The organism is Quatrionicoccus australiensis (assembly GCF_020510525.1).
GTDB lineage: Bacteria > Pseudomonadota > Gammaproteobacteria > Burkholderiales > Rhodocyclaceae > Azonexus > Azonexus australiensis_B.
Genome location: NZ_CP075188.1, coordinates 4,069,753 through 4,087,794, shown reverse-complemented (window position 1 = coordinate 4,087,794; position 18,042 = coordinate 4,069,753). Strand labels below are relative to the sequence as shown.

Genomic DNA, 18,042 nt, shown 5'->3' with positions numbered 1-18,042 from the left:
CTTTTTTGTCATCCGGATAACCGGAATCAGTGTACCGACTTGCGCAGACGCTGAATGGCCTGAAGCTGGGCGATGGCCTGAGCCAGCTCCGCTTCGGCAGAGGCGTAGTCGATTTCGGCTTGCCGGTTGGCAAGCGCTTCTTCGGCACGCTTCTTGGCTTCCAGAGCCTTGGCTTCGTCCAGGTCATGAGCCCGGATGGCGGTATCTGCCAACACGGTAATCATGTCGGGCTGAACTTCCAGCATTCCACCAGACACATAGACCAGCTCGAAATCGCTCTGATCCGGCACCTTCAGACGAATGGTGCCGGGCTTGATGCGGGTGAGCAAGGGCGTATGGTGCGGCAGAATGCCGAGTTCCCCGGCTTCACCGGGAAACACCGCCATTTCCACCAGGCCGGAGAAGATGGACTCCTCGGCGCTGACGACATCACAATGAACAGTCATTACCATTACTGGCTCCTATGCCGACGCCGCATCACTGCAGCGTCTTGGCCTTCTCGATGACTTCCTCGATACCGCCGACCATGTAGAACGCTTGTTCCGGCAGGTGATCGTATTCGCCGGCACAAATGCCCTTGAAGCCCTTGATCGTGTCCTTGAGGGAAACGAACTTGCCCGGCGAGCCGGTGAAGACTTCAGCAACGTGGAACGGCTGCGACAGGAAACGCTGGATCTTGCGAGCGCGGGAAACGGCGAGCTTGTCTTCAGGAGACAGTTCGTCCATACCCAGAATCGCGATGATGTCACGCAGTTCCTTGTAGCGTTGCAGATTCATCTGCACGGCACGGGCAACCGAGTAGTGCTCTTCACCAACGACTTGCGGATCGAGCTGGCGGGAGGTGGAGTCGAGCGGATCGACAGCCGGGTAGATACCCAGCGAAGCGATGTCACGCGACAGCACGACCGTGGAGTCCAAGTGCAGGAAGGTGGTTGCAGGCGACGGGTCGGTCAAGTCATCGGCAGGCACGTAAACGGCCTGGATGGAGGTGATCGAGCCAACCTTGGTCGAGGTGATACGCTCTTGCAGACGGCCCATTTCTTCAGCCAGCGTCGGCTGATAGCCCACGGCGGAAGGCATACGGCCGAGCAGTGCGGAAACTTCGGTACCGGCCAGCGTGTAGCGATAGATGTTGTCGACGAAGAACAGAATGTCACGACCATCATCACGGAAACGTTCGGCCATGGTCAGACCGGTCAGCGCAACGCGCAGACGGTTGCCCGGCGGCTCGTTCATCTGACCGAACACCATCGCGACCTTGTCGAGAACGTTGGAGTCCTTCATTTCGTGATAGAAGTCGTTACCTTCACGGGTACGCTCACCAACACCGGCAAACACCGAGAGACCGGCGTGTTGCTTGGCGATGTTGTTGATCAGTTCCATCATGTTAACGGTCTTGCCGACGCCGGCGCCACCGAACAGGCCAACCTTGCCGCCCTTGGCGAACGGGCAGATCAGGTCGATAACCTTGATGCCGGTTTCCAGCAGATCGACGGAAGACGACAGTTCGTCGAACTTCGGTGCGGCTGCGTGGATTTCGCGCAGTTCGTTGCTGTCGATCGGACCGGCTTCGTCGATCGGACGGCCGAGGACGTCCATGATGCGACCCAGCGTGCCCATGCCGACCGGCACGGAGATGCCTGCACCGGTGTTGTTAACCTTCATGCCGCGGCGCAGGCCGTCGGATGAACCCATGGCAATGGTGCGAACCACGCCGTCGCCCAGCTGTTGCTGAACTTCGAAGGTCAGGCCTTCTTCCGCCATGCCGTTTGCTTCAGAAGCATCGAGCTTGAGGGCGTCGTAGACCTTCGGCATTGCTTCGCGCGGGAAGTGGATGTCCACAACGGCGCCGATGCACTGAACGATTGAACCTTGACTCATATTCAAATCCCCAAAAATTAAAATCTACGCGTCACACCGCGGCGGCGCCGCTGACGATTTCCGAGAGTTCCTTGGTAATCGCAGCCTGACGGGCCTTGTTGTAAACCAGCTTCAAGTCACCGATGACGGTCTTGGCGTTGTCGGAAGCAGACTTCATGGCAACCATCCGGGCGGACTGCTCGGAGGCCATGTTTTCGGCCACAGCCTGATAAATCATTGCTTCGACGTAACGGATCAAAAGATCGTCGATGACCGCCTTGGCTTCCGGTTCGTACACGTAGTCCCAGTTCGACTTGGACGAGCCAACAGCTTCGCCAGTCAGCGGGAGAACTTGTTCGAAAACCGGCTCCTGCTTCATCGTGTTGATGAAACGGGTATAGCCGATGTAAAGCGCATCAATCTCACCGTTCATGTAGGCATCAAGTTGAACCTTGACCGGCCCGATCAGCTTTTCCAGATGCGGCGTATCGCCAAGAGCTGTCACGTGCGAAACGATCTTTGCACCAGCACGCTGCATGAAGCCGAGACCCTTGTTGCCGATGCAGGTCGCCTGAAATTTCGTGCCCTGAGCATCGAATTCCTTCATCTTGATCACCGCAAGGCGCAAGAGGTTGGAGTTCAAACCGCCGCACAGACCCTTGTCCGACGTCACGAGAACGATGCCGGCATTGGCTTGTTCGCGCTTGTTCAGGAAGGGATGCTTGTACTCGGTCAGGGCGTGCGACAGATTGCCTGCAACGCGCCGGATTTTCTCGCCATAAGGACGGGCAGCACGCATCCGTTCCTGCGCTTTGCGCATTTTGGATGCGGCCACCATTTCCATGGCCTTGGTGATCTTGCGCGTGTTTTCGACGCTCTTGATCTTGTTGCGAATTTCCTTGCCGCTAGCCATGCGATTCTCCTAGCCGATCAGGCCCAGCTGCTCTTGAAAGCAGCGATGCCGGCGGCAAGTGCCTTTTCGGTGTCGCCACTGAGGTCTGCAGTCGATTCCATGGTGTTCATGACATCGGCGCAGTTGGCCTTCAGGTAGCTGATCATGGCCTTTTCGCATTCCAGGGCACGCTTGACTTCGACATCGTCGAAATAACCCTTGTCAGCTGCGTACAGCGTGACGGCCATGTCGGAGATGTTCATCGGCGAGTACTGGGCCTGCTTCATCAGCTCGGTCACCAGGCGACCACGCTCCAGCTGCTTGCGGGTTGCTTCGTCGAGATCAGAAGCAAACTGGGCGAACGCAGCGAGTTCGCGGTACTGGGCCAGAGCCAGACGGACACCGCCACCGAGCTTCTTGATCAGCTTGGTTTGGGCAGCGCCACCGACGCGGGACACGGAGATACCGGCATTGATAGCAGGACGGATACCGGCGTTGAAAAGGTCAGTTTCCAGGAAGATCTGGCCATCGGTAATCGAGATCACGTTGGTCGGAACGAAAGCAGAAACGTCACCTGCCTGGGTTTCGATAACCGGCAGTGCGGTCAGCGAACCGCTCTTGCCCGTGACTTCGCCATTGGTGAACTTCTCGACCCAGGCTTCGGAAACGCGAGCGGCGCGTTCCAGCAGACGGGAGTGGAGATAGAACACGTCGCCCGGATAGGCTTCGCGGCCCGGCGGACGGCGCAGCAGCAGGGAAACCTGACGGTAGCCCCAGGCTTGCTTGGTCAAATCGTCATAAATGATCAGTGCGTCTTGACCACGGTCGCGGAAATACTCGCCCATCGTGCAGCCGGCATAGGGAGCCAGGTATTGCAGAGCAGCGGATTCGGAGGCGGAAGCAGCAACGACGATGGTGTATTCCATAGCGCCGTGTTCTTCGAGCTTGCGCACGACGTTGGCGATGGTGGAAGCCTTCTGGCCGATAGCAACATAAACGCAGAAGAGGTTCTTGCCCTTCTGGTTGATGATCGCGTCGACTGCAACGGCGGTCTTGCCGGTTTGACGGTCGCCAATGATCAGTTCGCGCTGACCACGACCAACCGGAACCATGGAGTCCACACACTTCAGACCGGTTTGCACCGGCTGGGAAACGGACTTCCGCCAAATAACGCCCGGAGCAACCTTTTCCAGCTTGTCGGTCAGCTTGGCGTTGATCGGGCCCTTGCCGTCGATCGGCTGACCAAGGGTGTTGACCACGCGGCCGAGCAGTTCCGGACCAACCGGCACTTCCAGAATGCGACCGGTCGTCTTGACGACGTCGCCTTCGGAGATGTGCTCGTATTCGCCAAGAATAACGGCGCCGACGGAGTCGCGCTCGAGGTTGAGTGCCATGCCGAAGGTGTTGCCGGGGAATTCCAGCATTTCGCCTTGCATGACGTCTTGCAAACCATGCACGCGCACGATACCGTCGGTGACGGAAACCACGGTGCCCTGCGTGCGCACTTCCGATGCGCCCTGCAGGTTCTGGATTTTGCTCTTGATCAGTTCAGAAATTTCGGAAGGATTCAACTGCATGAAATTCTCCTAGTTGTTCAGCGCCACGGCCATCGAGTCGAGTTTGCCGCGGACTGAAGCATCCAGCACCTGGTCACCGACGGCAATTTTCACCCCACCGATCAGGCTCGGGTCGATTACGACACGAGCAGTCAGGCGGGTACCAAAGCGGGGCTCGAGCTGTTGCAGCAGAGCGGCGACTTGGCTGTCGTCAATGGGAAATGCGGAATGCACCACCGCCTCCTTGACCCCTTCTTCCTGGCTCTTGGCCAGTTCGAAAAGCCGGGAAATCTCCGGCAGGAGTGCGAGACGCCGGTTTTCTGCGAGGGTACGAATAAAGCTGCCAAGGGTTACGTCGCTGTCTTCAGACAGCGAAATCAACAGATCGGCAACCTGCTCGGCGGAGAGCCGGGGATTGCCCATGACCGAAGCCATGTCCCCGTCCTGGGCGATAAGGGCCAGACGCTGGAGGCGTGCAGACCAGATGCCCTGCGCCCCGGTTTCCTGAGCGATGCGAAATGCAGCGTCAGCGTAGGGGCGAGCGATGGTGACAGATTCAGCCATAAGCTTTACAGATCCTGTTTGATCGTGGCCAGAATATCGGCATGAGCCTGGGCATTGATCTCGCGACGCAGAATTTGTTCTGCACCGGCAACCACCAGGGAAGAGACTTGTTCGCGCAATTGTTCCTTGGCGCGTACAGCTTCCTGGTCGATTTCTGCCTTGGCGCCTGCGACGATGCGGTCAGCTTCGGCCTTGGCCGTTACCTTTGCTTCGTCGATAACCTGAGCGGCACGCTTTTCAGCGTTGGCGATCAGTTCGGCGGCCTTTTCCTTGCCTTCACGGAGAGCATCCGTGGAGCGCTTGGTAGCCAGTTCGAGATCATGCTTGCCGCGTTCAGCGGCAGCCAGTCCATCCGCGATCTTCTTCGCACGCTCGTCGAGCGCCTTCACAATGGGGGGCCACACGAATTGCATCGTGAACCACGCCAGAATGAAGAACACAACGAGCTGTGCAAACAACGTTGCGTTCAGATTCACGGTATTAGTCCTCTAAAGAGTTGATCGGTTGAGGACCGATTAAACCAGCTTGAACGGATTGGCGAAGGCGAACATCATGGCGATACCAACGCCAATCAGGAATGCGGCGTCGATCAGACCGGCCAGCAGGAACATCTTGGTTTGCAGAGCGTTCATCAGCTCAGGCTGGCGGGCAGAGGCTTCAATGTACTTGCCGCCCATCAGGCCGATACCGATACAGGCACCGATAGCACCCAGACCAATGATCAGGCCGGCAGCCAGAGCAACAAAACCGAGAACGTGTTCCATGACAACTCCTTGCTAAGTTAAAAAATAAAAGACTACAAAGTTACAACGAAATCAGTGCGCTTCGTGAGCCTGGCCGACATAGACCAGCGTCAGCATCATGAAGATGAAAGCTTGCAGGGCAACAATCAGGATGTGGAAGATTGCCCAGATCGAACCGGCGACGATGTGGCCGAGGAACAGGGAAACGCCGGTGGCGCTTGCAGTCCAGGCTGCACCCATCAGTGCGATCAGCATGAATACCAGTTCGCCTGCATACATGTTGCCGAACAGTCGCATGCCGTGGGAAACGGTCTTGGCGAGGAATTCGATCATCTGCATGGCGAAATTGACCGGATAGAGCAGCGGATGGCTGCCGAACGGTGCGGTGAAGAGTTCGTGGATCCAGCCACCGATACCCTTGATCTTGATGTTGTAGTAAACACAGACCAGCAGGACGCCGGCCGACATGCCCAGCGTGCCGTTCAGGTCGGCGGTCGGGACAACACGCAGATAAGCGTGGTGATCACCGGTGATGGTCTGCCAGAGGGTCGGCAACAGATCGACCGGCAGGAAGTCCATGGAGTTCATCAGGAAGATCCAGATGAACACGGTCAGGGCCAGCGGGCCGACGAACTTGCGGGATTCGGCACTATGGACGATGCCCTTGGCCTGGTCGTTGACCATTTCGAGGACGATCTCGACGGCGGCCTGCATGCGACCCGGAACGCCAGAGGTGACGCTCTTGGCGACGCGCCACATGACGAACAGACCCAGTACGCCCATCAGGACGGAAAAGATCATGGTGTCGAGATTGAGAACGCTGAAATCGATCACATCCTTCTGCGCATGACCGGTGGTATTCCATTGCGTCAGGTGGTGAACGATGTATTCGCCGGCGGTCGGCGCGTTTGCTGCTGCTTCTTCGTGGCCTGCTGTAGACATAATCAGGGTTTCTTCCAGAACGCTATAAAACCTGCATGCAAAACAATCGCGAAGCCGATCAACAAGCTGGGCCAGTGCATCTCGGGATACCCCTTGATGGCGATTGCCAGTAATCCAATGGTGGCGCCGATCTTGAGGAACTCACCGATGAAGAAGTTCGCCGCGTAGATATTGCCGGGGCGGTTGCTCAACATCGTCAGCCGGACGGCAAAGAAAAGGTTGGGAAGTATGCAGGCGATCGCCGCCAATCCCACCGAAACAAGCCCCCGCGTTCCCACGATCAATCCTGCCCCGATTGCTGTTATCACTGCCGCACCAAATTGGAGATAAATCGCCTTGTACATGGTGCCTTGCAATCGTTGACCGGACGTGCCACACAGACCTAAATGATACAAGACTGGGCATTTCTACGTCAATGAAAATTAGGGGTTTTCCCGTAGGATTTCGTTGACTGGCGCGGTTTACCGGGGTTTAGCGGAGTTTGCCGAGGATGCCGTCGAGTTGATCGAGGTCGCCGAACTCGATGGTGATCTTGCCGGCGCCCTTCTTGTTGCTGCGAATCGCGACATTGGCGCCCATGACATCGGAAAGCTCTTCCTGCAGGCGCAGCAGGTCGCGGTCAACCGGGCGTTCGGCCGCTTTTTCGGGTGGCGTCAGGATCTGCTGGACGAGGCGTTCGGCCTCCCGCACCGACAAGCCCTTCTGCACGATGCGCTGGGCAACGGCGACCTGCTGGGCGGCGGGCAGTGGCAACAGGGCGCGGGCATGCCCCATGTCGAGCTTGCCGGTCATCAGCAATTCCTGGGCGGCGCCGGTCAACTGCAGCAGACGCAGCAAATTCGATGCAGCCGGTCGCGAGCGGCCAACCGCATCGGCAGCCTGCTGATGGGTCAGGCCGAACTCGTCGATCAGGCGTTGCAGGCCCTGGGCCTCCTCGAGCGGATTGAGATTTTCGCGCTGGATGTTCTCGATCAGCGCCATGGCCAGCGCCTGTTCATCGGGAATGCTGCGCACGAGGACCGGGACTTCGTTCAGGCCGGCCAGTTGCGAGGCGCGCCAGCGGCGTTCGCCGGCAACGATTTCGTAACGCTCGGCGCCGGGCGTGCTGTCGACGGCTCGCACCAGGATGGGTTGCATGACGCCCTGGGTCTTGATCGAGGCGGCCAGTTCGGCGAGCGACTCCTGGTCCATGTGGGTGCGCGGCTGGTATTTGCCGGGGCGCAGGCGCTCGACCGGCAGATTGCGCTGTTCGTCGCCCTGCGGTTTGTCGCTGCCGGAAAGCAGGGCATCCAGGCCGCGGCCGAGTCCTTTCATCTTGATCATGGGGCGACCCTCTCGAGAATTTCTTTGGCGAGCGCGCTATAGGCCAGCGCACCCCTGGAGTTTTTGTCAAAGGCAATAACCGGCTTGCCGTAGGACGGTGCCTCGGCGAGGCGGACGTTGCGTGGCACGATGGTCTTGTAGACCTTGTCGCCAAAATGGCTTTCCAGTTCGGCCGAGACTTGCTGCGTCAGCGTGCTTTGCGGGTTATACATGGTGCGCAGCAAGCCCTCGATCTCGAGGCGCGAATTGAGATGATGGCGCACCTTGCGCAGGGTTTCGACGAGGTCGGAAAGACCTTCCAGTGCGTAGTACTCGCACTGCATCGGGATCAGCACGGAATCCGAGGCGACCAGGCCGTTGACCGTCAGCATGTTGAGTGCCGGCGGGCAGTCGATCAGGATGAAGTCGTAGGTGGCGTGGCCGGCCTGCAGGGCGTTCTTGAGGCGATACTCGCGCTGTTCGAGTTCGATCAGCTCGACTTCGGCACCGGCCAGTTCGCGGTTGGCCGGCAGGATGTCGAAGTTGAATTCGGTCTTGATGCAGACCTCGCTCAGCGTCGCGGCACCGATCAGCAACTGGTAGACCGTGGGCAGGGCTTCCTTCTTGGTGATGCCGGCGCCGGTCGTGGCGTTGCCCTGCGGGTCCATGTCGATCAGCAGCACGCGCTGGCCTTCGGCGCCGAGCGAGGCAGCCAGATTGACGGCGGTGGTCGTCTTGCCGACGCCGCCCTTCTGGTTGGTTATGGCGAGTACTTTCATGACCCGGCTTTCAGAATGATCAAATGGCGTTCGGCATCCAGCCCTGGCACGTGGAGAGGAATAATGGCTTCCACAACGATGTCGACCGGCAGGGATTCAAGTTCAGCATCCGGACGGACGCCTTTCATGGCCAGCCAGCGCCCGCCCGGCGCCAGCAGGTGGCGGGTCAGGCTGATGAAGAGGCCGATCTCGGCAAAGGCGCGCGAACTGATCTGCGCGTATTGTCCCTGCATTTCCTCGACCCGCGCGTGATGTGCCCGAATATTCTTCAGGCCGAGTTCGATCGCCGCCTGTTGCAGGAAAGTTGCCTTCTTCTGCACGGTATCGACCATGCTGACCGACAGTTCGGGGCGGGCGATTGCCAGCGGGATGCCGGGCAGGCCGCCGCCGCTGCCGACATCGAGCAGCGCGCCGGGGCCGACCTGCGGCAGGATGGCCAGCGAATCGAGCAGGTGATGCGAAACGGCCTGGGCTGGATCGCGCAGCGCGGTCAGGTTGTAGGTCTTGTTCCATTTCAGCAGCAGGTCGCGGAAGGCGAGCAGCTTGCGCTGCGCCTCTGCCGGCAAGTCGATGCCGAGTTCGGCGAGGCCGGCGGCAAGGGTGATGGCGCTCATGCGGCCTGGCTCAGATTGAAGCGCTTGAGGTGGATCAGCAGCAGCGAAATCGCCGCCGGCGTGATGCCCTGGATGCGCGAAGCCTGGCCGATCGTTTGTGGCTTGTGCAGGGCCAGCTTCTGTTTCACTTCATTGGACAGGCCAGCGACCTTGCCGTAATCGAGATCGACCGGCAGCACCGTGTTTTCGTAGGAACTCGACTTGGCGACTTCCTCGGCCTGGCGGTCGATGTAGCCCTGGTACTTGGCGGAGATTTCCAGCTGTTCGACGACCGCCGGGTCGCTCAGCGCTTCACCTGCGCCGGGCAGCGTCAGTAGCGAGGAATAGGAGATTTCCGGGCGGCGCAGCAGTTCGAACAGGTTGTATTCATGCTCGATGGCCTTGCCGAGCACGCGCAGTGCATCCTCGGCCGGCAGGATTTTCGGATTGACCCAGGTCGCCTTCAGGCGCTCCTGCTCGGCGGCGATGGCGTCGCGTTTCTGGCAGAAGGCAGCCCAGCGGCTATCGTCGATCAGGCCGAGGGTCCGGCCCTGTTCGGTCAGGCGCAGGTCGGCGTTGTCCTCGCGCAGGCTGAGGCGGTATTCGGCGCGGCTGGTGAACATCCGGTAGGGGTCGGAAACGCCGCGCGTGATCAGGTCGTCGACCAGCACGCCGAGATAGGCCTCGTTGCGTTTCGGACACCAGCCTTCTTCGCTGCGCAGGTAGCGCACGGCGTTGACCCCGGCGAGCAGGCCTTGTGCGGCAGCCTCTTCATAGCCGGTCGTGCCGTTGATCTGGCCGGCGAAGAACAGGCCGTTGATTGCCTTGCTCTCCAGCGTGTCCTTGAGGCCGCGTGGATCGTAGAAATCGTATTCGATGGCGTAGCCGGGGCGCAGGATGTGGCAGTTTTCCATGCCGCGGATCGAGCGCACCAGCGCCAGCTGGATGTCGAAAGGCAGGCTGGTGGAGACGCCGTTCGGGTAGATCTCGTGCGTCGTCAGGCCTTCCGGTTCGAGGAAGACATTGTGCTGGTTCTTGTCGGCGAAGCGGTGGATCTTGTCTTCGATCGACGGGCAGTAGCGCGGGCCGACGCCTTCGATGACGCCGGTGTACATCGGCGAACGGTCGAGGCCGCTGCGGATGATGTCGTGCGTGCGCTCGTTGGTTTCGGTGATCCAGCACGGCAGCTGGCGCGGATGCCGGGCGGCGTTGCCGAGGAAGGAAAAGACCGGCAGCGGATCGTCCGAGTGCTGCTCTTCCATCACCGAGAAATCGATGGTCTTGCCGTCGAGACGCGGCGGCGTGCCGGTCTTCAGGCGGCCTTGCGGCAGATTGAGTTCCTTGAGGCGGGCCGCCAGCGACACCGAGGGTGGATCGCCCATGCGGCCGCCGGTGTAGTTTTCCAGGCCGACGTGGATCTTGCCGTTGAGGAAGGTGCCAGCGGTCAACACCACGGAATCGGCCAAAAAGCGGATGCCAAGCTGGGTGACGGCGCCGCAGACCTTGTCGCCTTCGACGATCAGGTCGTCGCAGGCTTCGGCGAAAATGGTCAGGTTGGGCTGGTTTTCCAGGCGCGAACGGATTGCCTGCTTGTACAGCACGCGGTCGGCCTGGGCGCGGGTGGCGCGTACGGCCGGGCCTTTCGATGCGTTCAAAATGCGGAACTGGATGCCGGCTTCGTCGGTGGCTGCCGCCATCGCGCCGCCCAGCGCATCGACCTCGCGCACCAGATGACCCTTGCCGATGCCGCCGATCGACGGGTTGCAGCTCATCGCGCCGAGCGTGTCGAGATTGTGGGTCAGCAAGAGCGTGTTTGCCCCCATCCGCGCCGCGGCCAGCGCAGCCTCGGTGCCGGCATGACCGCCGCCGACAACGATGACATCAAAACGGGTGGGATAGAGCATGGGAATAGCCTTGCTGCGGTGCAGTATCGGGAGCCGGATTTTACGTCAGGTCGCTGAAAAATCGAAGTTTTCGCCGCCCAGCTTCGCCGCGCTGCCGATCTGTTTGTCCGCGATGGATTTGCGGTCGCATGCCCCGCATGCCTTGCCCTGCCTGCCGAACTCAAGTAACTTGCCAAGATTCGCACTAGGCAAGCAAATAGCATGAGCGCTCTCGATAACGACGAGATGCTGCTGGTTTTGCAGCAGTCACTGACAAAAAAGCGGGTTTTGATCGTCGACCGGCACCCGCCGGCGCGCGAATCGCTGCGCCTGATGCTGGCTGCGCTCGGGGTGACTGCCGTTCACGGCGCCGGCAATTCGGCCGAGGTGATTCGCCAGGTCAAGGCCAACCGTTTCGATATCGTGTTGTCCGACTTCGTTCTCGATGACGGCCGCGATGGTCAGCAGTTGCTTGAAGAACTGCGGCATGCCCACCTGATTCCGCTCGGCACGGTCTATCTGATCATCACCAGCGAACGCGGTTACACCAATGTCGTGTCGATGGCCGAACTGGCGCCGGATGATTACCTGATCAAGCCGTTTACTGCCGACCAGTTGCAGGCCCGCCTGGTCAAGGCGATATTCAAGAAACACGTGCTGCGCCGGATTTACGAGCAGATCGAGCGCGGTGCCCTGCAGGAGGCGATTGCCGCCTGTGACCGGGTGATCCAGCAGCAACCGGCCTACATGTACGACGCGCTGCGTTTCAAGGGCGAATTGCTGCATACCCTGGGCAAGACGGCGGAAGCCGAAGAAGTGTTCCGCCGCGTGCTCGAAGGCCGTGTCGTGCCTTGGGCCAAGATGGGTCTGGCCACCGCCTTGCGTGATCGCGGGGCGCTTGACGAGGCGGGCGAACTGGCCGAGCAGGTGCTGGAAGAGGCACCGGAGTTCCTCTCCGCCTACGATTTCCTGGCTTCCGTGCATGAGGCCAAGGGCCGTCTGGTCGACGCCCAGCAAGTGTTGCAGCGGGCGGCCGATGCCTCGCCGCACAACACCATCCGGCAGCGGCTGGTTGGCGATACGGCGGCGCGCAACAAGGATCTGCTGGGGGCCGAAAAGGCCTATGGCAAGGTGATCGATCGCAGTCGTGGCTCCAGCCTGCGCACGGTGGACGACTTCGCCAACCTGTCGCGGGTACTTGTTGAAAAAGGCGATGTCGCTGCTTCACGCAAGATCACTGCCGACATGAAGCGCGAATGGCGCGGCGACAAGCAGGCCGAACTGGCGGCACTGGTCACCGAGAGCCTTTGCCTCGACATGGAAGGCTCGCCGGACAAGGCGCAGGGCCTGGTCGAGCAGGCCATTGCCTTGCAGCAGGAGGTGGTTGCCGAGGCCAGCGCCAAGGGCAAGCATGTTTCGCAGCGTCTGGCCGTCGATCTGGCGCATGCCTGCTACGCCACCGGCAAGCAGGAGGCGGCACAGAAAATCATGCGTCAGGTCGCCGCCGAAAATCATGAGGACCCGCATCTGATCGGACACATCACCAGCGTGTTCGAAAAGACCGGGCAGCCGGATGCGGGCAAGGCCTTGCTCGATCAGGTCGGCAAACAGATCATCGAACTCAACAACAAGGGCGTCATGGCGGCGCGCAATGGCGATCTGGAAGGTGCCGTCGAGTTGCTGATCCAGGCGGCCGAACAGGTGCCCAACCTGCAGTTCCTGGTCAATGCCGCGAAGGCGATTTTCACCCTGCTCGACAAAAAGGGTTGGGACAGCGAACTGGCGGCTCGCGCGCAGGATTATCTGCAACGCGCCCAGCGCAAGGATCGCAAGAGCCCCAAGGTGGCCTCGGCGCGCGAACTCTATGTCACGGTTGCCAACAAATACGGCATCGAAGTCGACGCGGCCTGAACGGCGTTTGCCCGCAGCAACATCCTGAAACCATTTATTCTGCGGCGGGCGTCCATCGACCGGGGGGCTCGGGCGTTATTCGTTCATCTCACCGCCTGAATGTCCGGAGTTTGCTATGCGCCGCCTGCCTCTTTACTTGCGTCTGTTCCTGATCCTGTTTGCCGTGCTGGCCTCAGCGACGGCGCAGGCCGATCCACCGGCCCGGGTCGGGCGTCTGGCGCTGGTTGAAAATGGCGTCAATTTCCGGGTTGACCGTGACGACGAAGGCGGGCCGGCCAGCATCAACTGGCCGATCAGCAGCGGTGCGCTACTCGAGAGTGAACGCCGCGGCCGTGCCGAGGTCTGGGTCGGCTCCACGGCTTTTCGTCTGGCCGGCGGTACCAGCCTCGCCTTTCCGGTGCTCGATGATCGCGAAGTCAGGCTGCAGCTGCTGCGCGGCACGCTGGCGGTGAGCATTCTCGACCCCGAGCAGAGCAACGACGTGACGGTGCAGACGCCGGAAGGCCGTATCCGCTTTGCGACGCCGGGGCGTTTTCGCATCGACGTTTTCTCCGATCACACCGAGTTGACCGCCCAGGCCGGACAGGCGATGTTCAATGACGGCGAGCGCAACACGCCGGTGCGGGCGGGCCAGAAGGCCAGCCTCTACGCCGGCGAACCGCTTCGCAGCGCGGCCGATTACGACCGCGACGCCTTCGATTACTGGGTTGCCGAGCGCGAGAATGCCGCCCTCGCCAGCCAGTCACGGCGCCATGTTTCACCGGCGATGACCGGTTACCAGGATCTGGACGCTTACGGCGACTGGCAAGCCCAGACCGAATACGGTGCCGTCTGGTATCCGCGCGCCGTCGCCGACGACTGGGCGCCCTACCGGGTCGGGCGCTGGGTCTGGGTTGCGCCCTGGGGCTGGACCTGGGTCGATCAGGCCCCCTGGGGGTTTGCCCCCTTCCATTACGGCCGCTGGGTGCAGGTGCGCGGGCGCTGGGGTTGGGCGCCGGGAACGTATGTTGCCCGTCCGGTCTATGCGCCGGCCCTGGTGGCCTGGATCGGCAATCCGGGCTGGAGCGCCAGTTTCAGTTTTGGTGCGGCGCCGGCGGTCGGCTGGTTCCCGCTCGCGCCGCGCGAAGTCTATGTGCCCGGTTTTCATGCCAGTTCGGCCTATGTGCATCGGGTCAACCATGCGCATATCCGCGACATGGGCCTGGTTGACCGGGCAATGCGCCATGGTCCGCCGCAATCCTATGTCCATCGCGCCCTGCCGCAAGCAGTGACGGTCGTGCCTTCGGCCTTCCTGCGCGAAGGACGGCCGATCAACGCCGGCGACATGGGGCGGCACGAGCGGCGTGATCTGGAGCGGGCGCCGCAGGTTCGCGCCGCGCCCGACAACGTGTTGCGGCCGCCGGCCGGTGGGCGCCAGTTGCGTGATGAGAGCCGCCGCGACGCAGGCATGCCGTCTGCTGAAGGCCGGCCGTTCCGGCGCGATGATGTGGCGCGTCAGCCTGTGCTGCAGGGTGAGCCGCGCAGTCGTGATGGCATGCCGGCGGGCGATGCCGATGGTCGCCGACGTGACGTGATGCCCGGTCGTTTGCCCGAACGTAGCGAGGATGGGCGGCGTCCCCCCGTTGTGCGTGAAAATTCGCTGTCGCCGCAAACCTTGCCCGCTGTCGATGCACCGCGCCAGGAACGGGACGGCCGGCGTCCGGGCTTCACGCGTCCGGAGCGCGAAATCGCCCGTCCGGTCGACGCGCCAAAAACACCGGAAATGCCGGCGGTGCGTGAAGAACGGCGTCCGGCTGTGTTGCGTGAAAACCCGTCGCTACCGTCTGCGGGCGGCGATATGCCGCGCCAGGATGGTGACGGCCGGCGTCCGGGCTTCACGCGTCAGGAGCGTGAAGTGGTCCGTCCGGTCGACGCCCAAAAAACACCGGAAATGCCGGCGATGCGTGAAGAGCGGCGTCCGGCTGTGCTGCGTGAAAACCCGTCGCAACCATCTGCGGGCGGCGATATGCCGCGCCAGGATGGTGACAGCCGGCGTCCGGGTTTCACACGTCGGGAGCGCGAAGTCGCCCGTCCGGTCGACCTACCGAGAACCCAGGAAATGCCCGTCGTTCGCGAAGAGTGGCGGCCGCCCGTGGTGCGCGAGGCGCCGGCATTCCAGCCTGCTGCTGTCGAGCCGCAAGTTCGCCAGCGCGAAATCCAGCGCCCGGATTTTTCGCGACAGGAACGCGAGATGCAACGTCCGGTCGACATGCCGCGTCAGCGCGAAATGCCGCAGGCCGCGCCCGCCCCGGCTCGCGAAGCGCCGCAGGGCGACAAGCGTGGCGAACGTCGGCGCGAGCGCGACGAGCGTTGATTGCTGAAAATGAAAACCGGTCGGCCGCAGCGGTCGACCGGTAAAAAAAGCCGTTTTTACTTTTGCTTGTGACCGAGGCCGAGATAGGCCTCGATGACGCGCGGGTCGGCGGCCAGTTCGGCGCTCGGGCCGGACAGCGAGACTTCGCCGGTTTCCAGCACGTAGCCGTAATCGGCGATCTGCAGCGCGGCGCGCGCGTTCTGCTCGACGAGCAGGATGGCGACGCCGGTCTGTTTCAGTTCGGCGATGATGCGGAAGATTTCCTTGATGATCAGCGGTGCCAGGCCGAGGCTGGGCTCGTCGAGCATCAAGAGCTTGGGCTTGGCCATCAGGGCGCGGCCCATCGCCAGCATCTGGCGTTCGCCGCCGGACAACGTGCCGGCCAGTTGGGCGCGGCGTTCTTCGAGACGCGGGAAGAGCTCGAAGACCTCGTCCATGGTTTCCATCTGGTCGCGGTGGCCGGTGCGGTAGCGGTCGAAGGCGCCGAGCAGCAGGTTGTCTTCGACGCTCATTTCGGCGAACAGCTCGCGCTTTTCCGGAACCAGCGTCATGCCCTGGCGGACCAGGGTTTCGACTTCGCGTTCGCGGCCCTGGGCATGGCCCATGTAGACGATCTCGCCGTCGGCCGGCAAGAGGCCCATCAGCGAGGCGAGCAAGGTGGTCTTGCCGGCGCCGTTCGGGCCGATCACGGTGACGATTTCGCCGCGCCGGATGGTCAGGTTCACTTCGTGCAGCGCCTCGACCTTGCCGTAGGCGACGCGCAGGTTCTTGACGTCGAGGATGACCTCGTGGTCGTGCAGGTGTGCGTGCTTGCTCATCATTCGACTCCGCCGAGATAGGCTTCGAGCACCTTCGGGTCGCGCTGGACCTCTTCCGGTTTGCCCTCGGCGATCTTCTCGCCGAATTCCATGACCACGACGCGATCGGCCAGGCCCATGACGAAATCCATGTCGTGTTCGACGAGCAGGATGCCCATGCCTTCGGCACGCAGTTTCTTGAGCAGTTCGCCGAGCGCGACCTTTTCCTGGTAACGCAGGCCGGCGGCCGGTTCGTCGAGGAGCAGCAGGCAGGGATCGGAGGCGAGCGCGCGGGCGATTTCGACGATGCGCTGCTGGCCGAGTGCCAGGCTGCCGGCCGCATCGAACATGTGGTCCTTGAGACCGACCCGCTCGATCTGGCGGGCGGCTTCGGCGAGCAGGCCTTGCTCTTCGGCACGGTCGAGGCGCAGTGCCGCGGCCAGCACGCCCTTGCTGCCGCGCAGATGGGCGCCGATCGCGACGTTTTCGAGCACGCTCATGTTGCCGAGCAGGCGGACGTGCTGGAAGGTGCGGCTCATGCCGCGGCGGGCGATGTCGCGTGCCAGCAGCTTGCCGGTCGACTCGCCGAGAAAGGCGATTTTGCCGGAAGTGGCGGGGCTGACCGCCGAGATGCAGTTGAACATCGTGCTCTTGCCGGCGCCGTTCGGGCCGATCAGCGCCATCACTTCGCCCGCTTGTACCGACAGCGACATGTTGTTGTTGGCGACCAGGCCGCCGAAACGCTTGGTGACTTCCTCGGCCGTCAGCAACACGGTGCCGGCGGCGTTAGCCGCGCGTTTGGGCAGCATTTCCGCCTGCGGCACGGCACGTTGCAGCGAACGAGCCGGCAGGCGGCGCAGGATGACCGGCCACAGGCCGTCGCGCGCTTTCTGCAGGATCAGCACCATGGCGATGCCGAACACGATGATCTCGAAATTGCCGCTCTGGCCGAGAATCTGCGGCAGCCAGTCCTGCAGCCACTGCTTGAGGATGGTGATCAGGCCGGCACCGAGCACGGCGCCCCAGACGTGGCCGATGCCGCCGACGACGCCCATGAACAGGTATTCGATGCCCTGCGCGATGGCGAACGGCGTCGGATTGACGAAGCGCTGCAGGTGCGCGTACAGCCAGCCCGAGATGCTGGCGAGCAGCGCCGCGATCAGGAAGATGACGATCTTGGTGTGCGGCGTATTGACGCCCATCGCCTCGGCCATCACGCTGCCGCCCTTGAGGGCGCGAATGGCACGACCCTGGCGCGAATCGAGCAGGTTGCGCACGGCCAGGATGGCAAGCAGCACGACCAGCCAGATCAGGTAGAAAAATTCACGCCCCGACTTCATGTCCCAGCCGAACAGCGAAACGGCCGGGATGCCGGTGATGCCGGTATGGCCGCCGAGCAATTCGAGATTGCCGAACAGGAAATACAGGCTGATGCCCCAGGCAATGGTGCCGAGCGGCAGGTAATGGCCGCCCATGCGCAGGGTGATGAAACCGAGCAGGAAGGCGACGCTGCCGGTCAGGACAAGACCGATGAACAAGGTCGCCCACGGCGAGAAGCCGTAGCTCGTGGTCAGGTAGGCAGTGGTGTAGGCGCCGAGCCCGACGAAGGCCGCCTGGCCGAACGAGGTCAGACCACCGACCCCGGTCAGCAGCACGAGGCCGACGACGACGACGGCGTAGAGGCCGATGTAGTTGAGCAGCGTGACGTGGAATTCGGGCAGGACCTGCGGCGCAATGCCGAGCAGGACGATGAAAATGGCGAGCGGGAGGTGGCGCATCACTCGGTCGCCTCCGAAAGGTTGTGCATGATTGAAAATTCTGTCTGTCGGCGACAAGCGCGGTGCGCCGTACTCGCATCCCCGCCAAG

17 protein-coding genes are annotated in these 18,042 nt (G+C 61.9%); 2 read left to right on the top strand and 15 right to left on the bottom strand.

The features are described 5' to 3' along the window. Nucleotides 1-26: 26 nt before the first annotated feature. From KI612_RS19365 to mnmG, 13 genes are all read right to left on the bottom strand, one after another. Complete coding sequence (locus tag KI612_RS19365) at nucleotides 27-452, bottom strand: F0F1 ATP synthase subunit epsilon (protein WP_226441691.1); 426 nt, start codon at nucleotides 450-452, stop codon at nucleotides 27-29. A gap of 25 nt (nucleotides 453-477) precedes the next feature. Then, a complete protein-coding gene (gene atpD, locus KI612_RS19360) occupies nucleotides 478-1,881 on the bottom strand; it encodes a F0F1 ATP synthase subunit beta (protein WP_226441690.1) in 1,404 nt (467 codons plus the stop codon). 31 nt (nucleotides 1,882-1,912) lie between these two features. Continuing rightward, a complete protein-coding gene (gene atpG / locus KI612_RS19355; protein ID WP_226441689.1) occupies nucleotides 1,913-2,773 on the bottom strand; it encodes a F0F1 ATP synthase subunit gamma in 861 nt (286 codons plus the stop codon). Nucleotides 2,774-2,790: 17 nt separating this feature from the next. Continuing rightward, complete coding sequence (gene atpA / locus KI612_RS19350) at nucleotides 2,791-4,329, bottom strand: F0F1 ATP synthase subunit alpha (RefSeq protein WP_226441688.1); 1,539 nt, start codon at nucleotides 4,327-4,329, stop codon at nucleotides 2,791-2,793. 9 nt (nucleotides 4,330-4,338) lie between these two features. Beyond that, nucleotides 4,339-4,872 carry a F0F1 ATP synthase subunit delta gene (locus tag KI612_RS19345; protein WP_226441687.1) on the bottom strand — a complete coding sequence of 178 codons (534 nt, stop codon included), beginning with the start codon at nucleotides 4,870-4,872 and terminating at the stop codon, nucleotides 4,339-4,341. 5 nt (nucleotides 4,873-4,877) lie between these two features. Continuing rightward, nucleotides 4,878-5,348 (bottom strand): F0F1 ATP synthase subunit B, encoded by a 471-nt coding sequence (locus KI612_RS19340; protein ID WP_226441686.1) that lies wholly within the window; start codon nucleotides 5,346-5,348, stop codon nucleotides 4,878-4,880. Between the two features lie 39 nt (nucleotides 5,349-5,387). After that, entirely contained in the window at nucleotides 5,388-5,636 is a 249-nt protein-coding gene (atpE, locus tag KI612_RS19335) for a F0F1 ATP synthase subunit C (RefSeq protein WP_027457100.1), read from the bottom strand. Between the two features lie 51 nt (nucleotides 5,637-5,687). Beyond that, a complete protein-coding gene (gene atpB, locus KI612_RS19330) occupies nucleotides 5,688-6,557 on the bottom strand; it encodes a F0F1 ATP synthase subunit A (RefSeq protein WP_226441685.1) in 870 nt (289 codons plus the stop codon). Between the two features lie 2 nt (nucleotides 6,558-6,559). Further along, nucleotides 6,560-6,901 (bottom strand): ATP synthase subunit I, encoded by a 342-nt coding sequence (locus KI612_RS19325; protein WP_226441684.1) that lies wholly within the window; start codon nucleotides 6,899-6,901, stop codon nucleotides 6,560-6,562. Nucleotides 6,902-7,028: 127 nt separating this feature from the next. Continuing rightward, complete coding sequence (locus KI612_RS19320) at nucleotides 7,029-7,880, bottom strand: ParB/RepB/Spo0J family partition protein (RefSeq protein ID WP_226441683.1); 852 nt, start codon at nucleotides 7,878-7,880, stop codon at nucleotides 7,029-7,031. Then, nucleotides 7,877-8,638 carry a ParA family protein gene (locus KI612_RS19315; RefSeq protein WP_226441682.1) on the bottom strand — a complete coding sequence of 254 codons (762 nt, stop codon included), beginning with the start codon at nucleotides 8,636-8,638 and terminating at the stop codon, nucleotides 7,877-7,879. Before KI612_RS19315 ends, KI612_RS19320 begins: the two co-directional genes overlap by 4 nt. Continuing rightward, the gene (rsmG, locus tag KI612_RS19310; protein ID WP_226441681.1) at nucleotides 8,635-9,252 is read right to left on the bottom strand and encodes a 16S rRNA (guanine(527)-N(7))-methyltransferase RsmG; all 618 of its coding nucleotides are present in this window, start codon (nucleotides 9,250-9,252) and stop codon (nucleotides 8,635-8,637) included. The genes KI612_RS19315 and rsmG overlap by 4 nt, the downstream gene beginning before the upstream one ends. After that, nucleotides 9,249-11,135 carry a tRNA uridine-5-carboxymethylaminomethyl(34) synthesis enzyme MnmG gene (gene mnmG, locus KI612_RS19305; protein ID WP_226441680.1) on the bottom strand — a complete coding sequence of 629 codons (1,887 nt, stop codon included), beginning with the start codon at nucleotides 11,133-11,135 and terminating at the stop codon, nucleotides 9,249-9,251. Before mnmG ends, rsmG begins: the two co-directional genes overlap by 4 nt. Before the next feature lie 201 nt (nucleotides 11,136-11,336). On the opposite strand from mnmG, the gene KI612_RS19300 reads away from it, so the two are divergent. Then, nucleotides 11,337-13,025: a tetratricopeptide repeat protein gene (locus KI612_RS19300; RefSeq protein WP_226441679.1), complete on the top strand. Its 1,689-nt coding sequence runs from the start codon at nucleotides 11,337-11,339 to the stop codon at nucleotides 13,023-13,025. Between the two features lie 115 nt (nucleotides 13,026-13,140). Next, a complete protein-coding gene (locus KI612_RS19295; protein ID WP_226441678.1) occupies nucleotides 13,141-15,378 on the top strand; it encodes a DUF6600 domain-containing protein in 2,238 nt (745 codons plus the stop codon). Nucleotides 15,379-15,434: 56 nt separating this feature from the next. Here the strand turns inward: KI612_RS19295 and KI612_RS19290 are convergent, their stop codons facing one another. Then, on the bottom strand, nucleotides 15,435-16,196 hold the full coding sequence (locus tag KI612_RS19290) for an ABC transporter ATP-binding protein (protein ID WP_226441677.1): 762 nt from the start codon (nucleotides 16,194-16,196) through the stop codon (nucleotides 15,435-15,437). Beyond that, entirely contained in the window at nucleotides 16,196-17,953 is a 1,758-nt protein-coding gene (locus KI612_RS19285) for a branched-chain amino acid ABC transporter ATP-binding protein/permease (protein ID WP_226444318.1), read from the bottom strand. The genes KI612_RS19290 and KI612_RS19285 overlap by 1 nt, the downstream gene beginning before the upstream one ends. Between the last annotated feature and the right edge of the window lie 89 nt (nucleotides 17,954-18,042).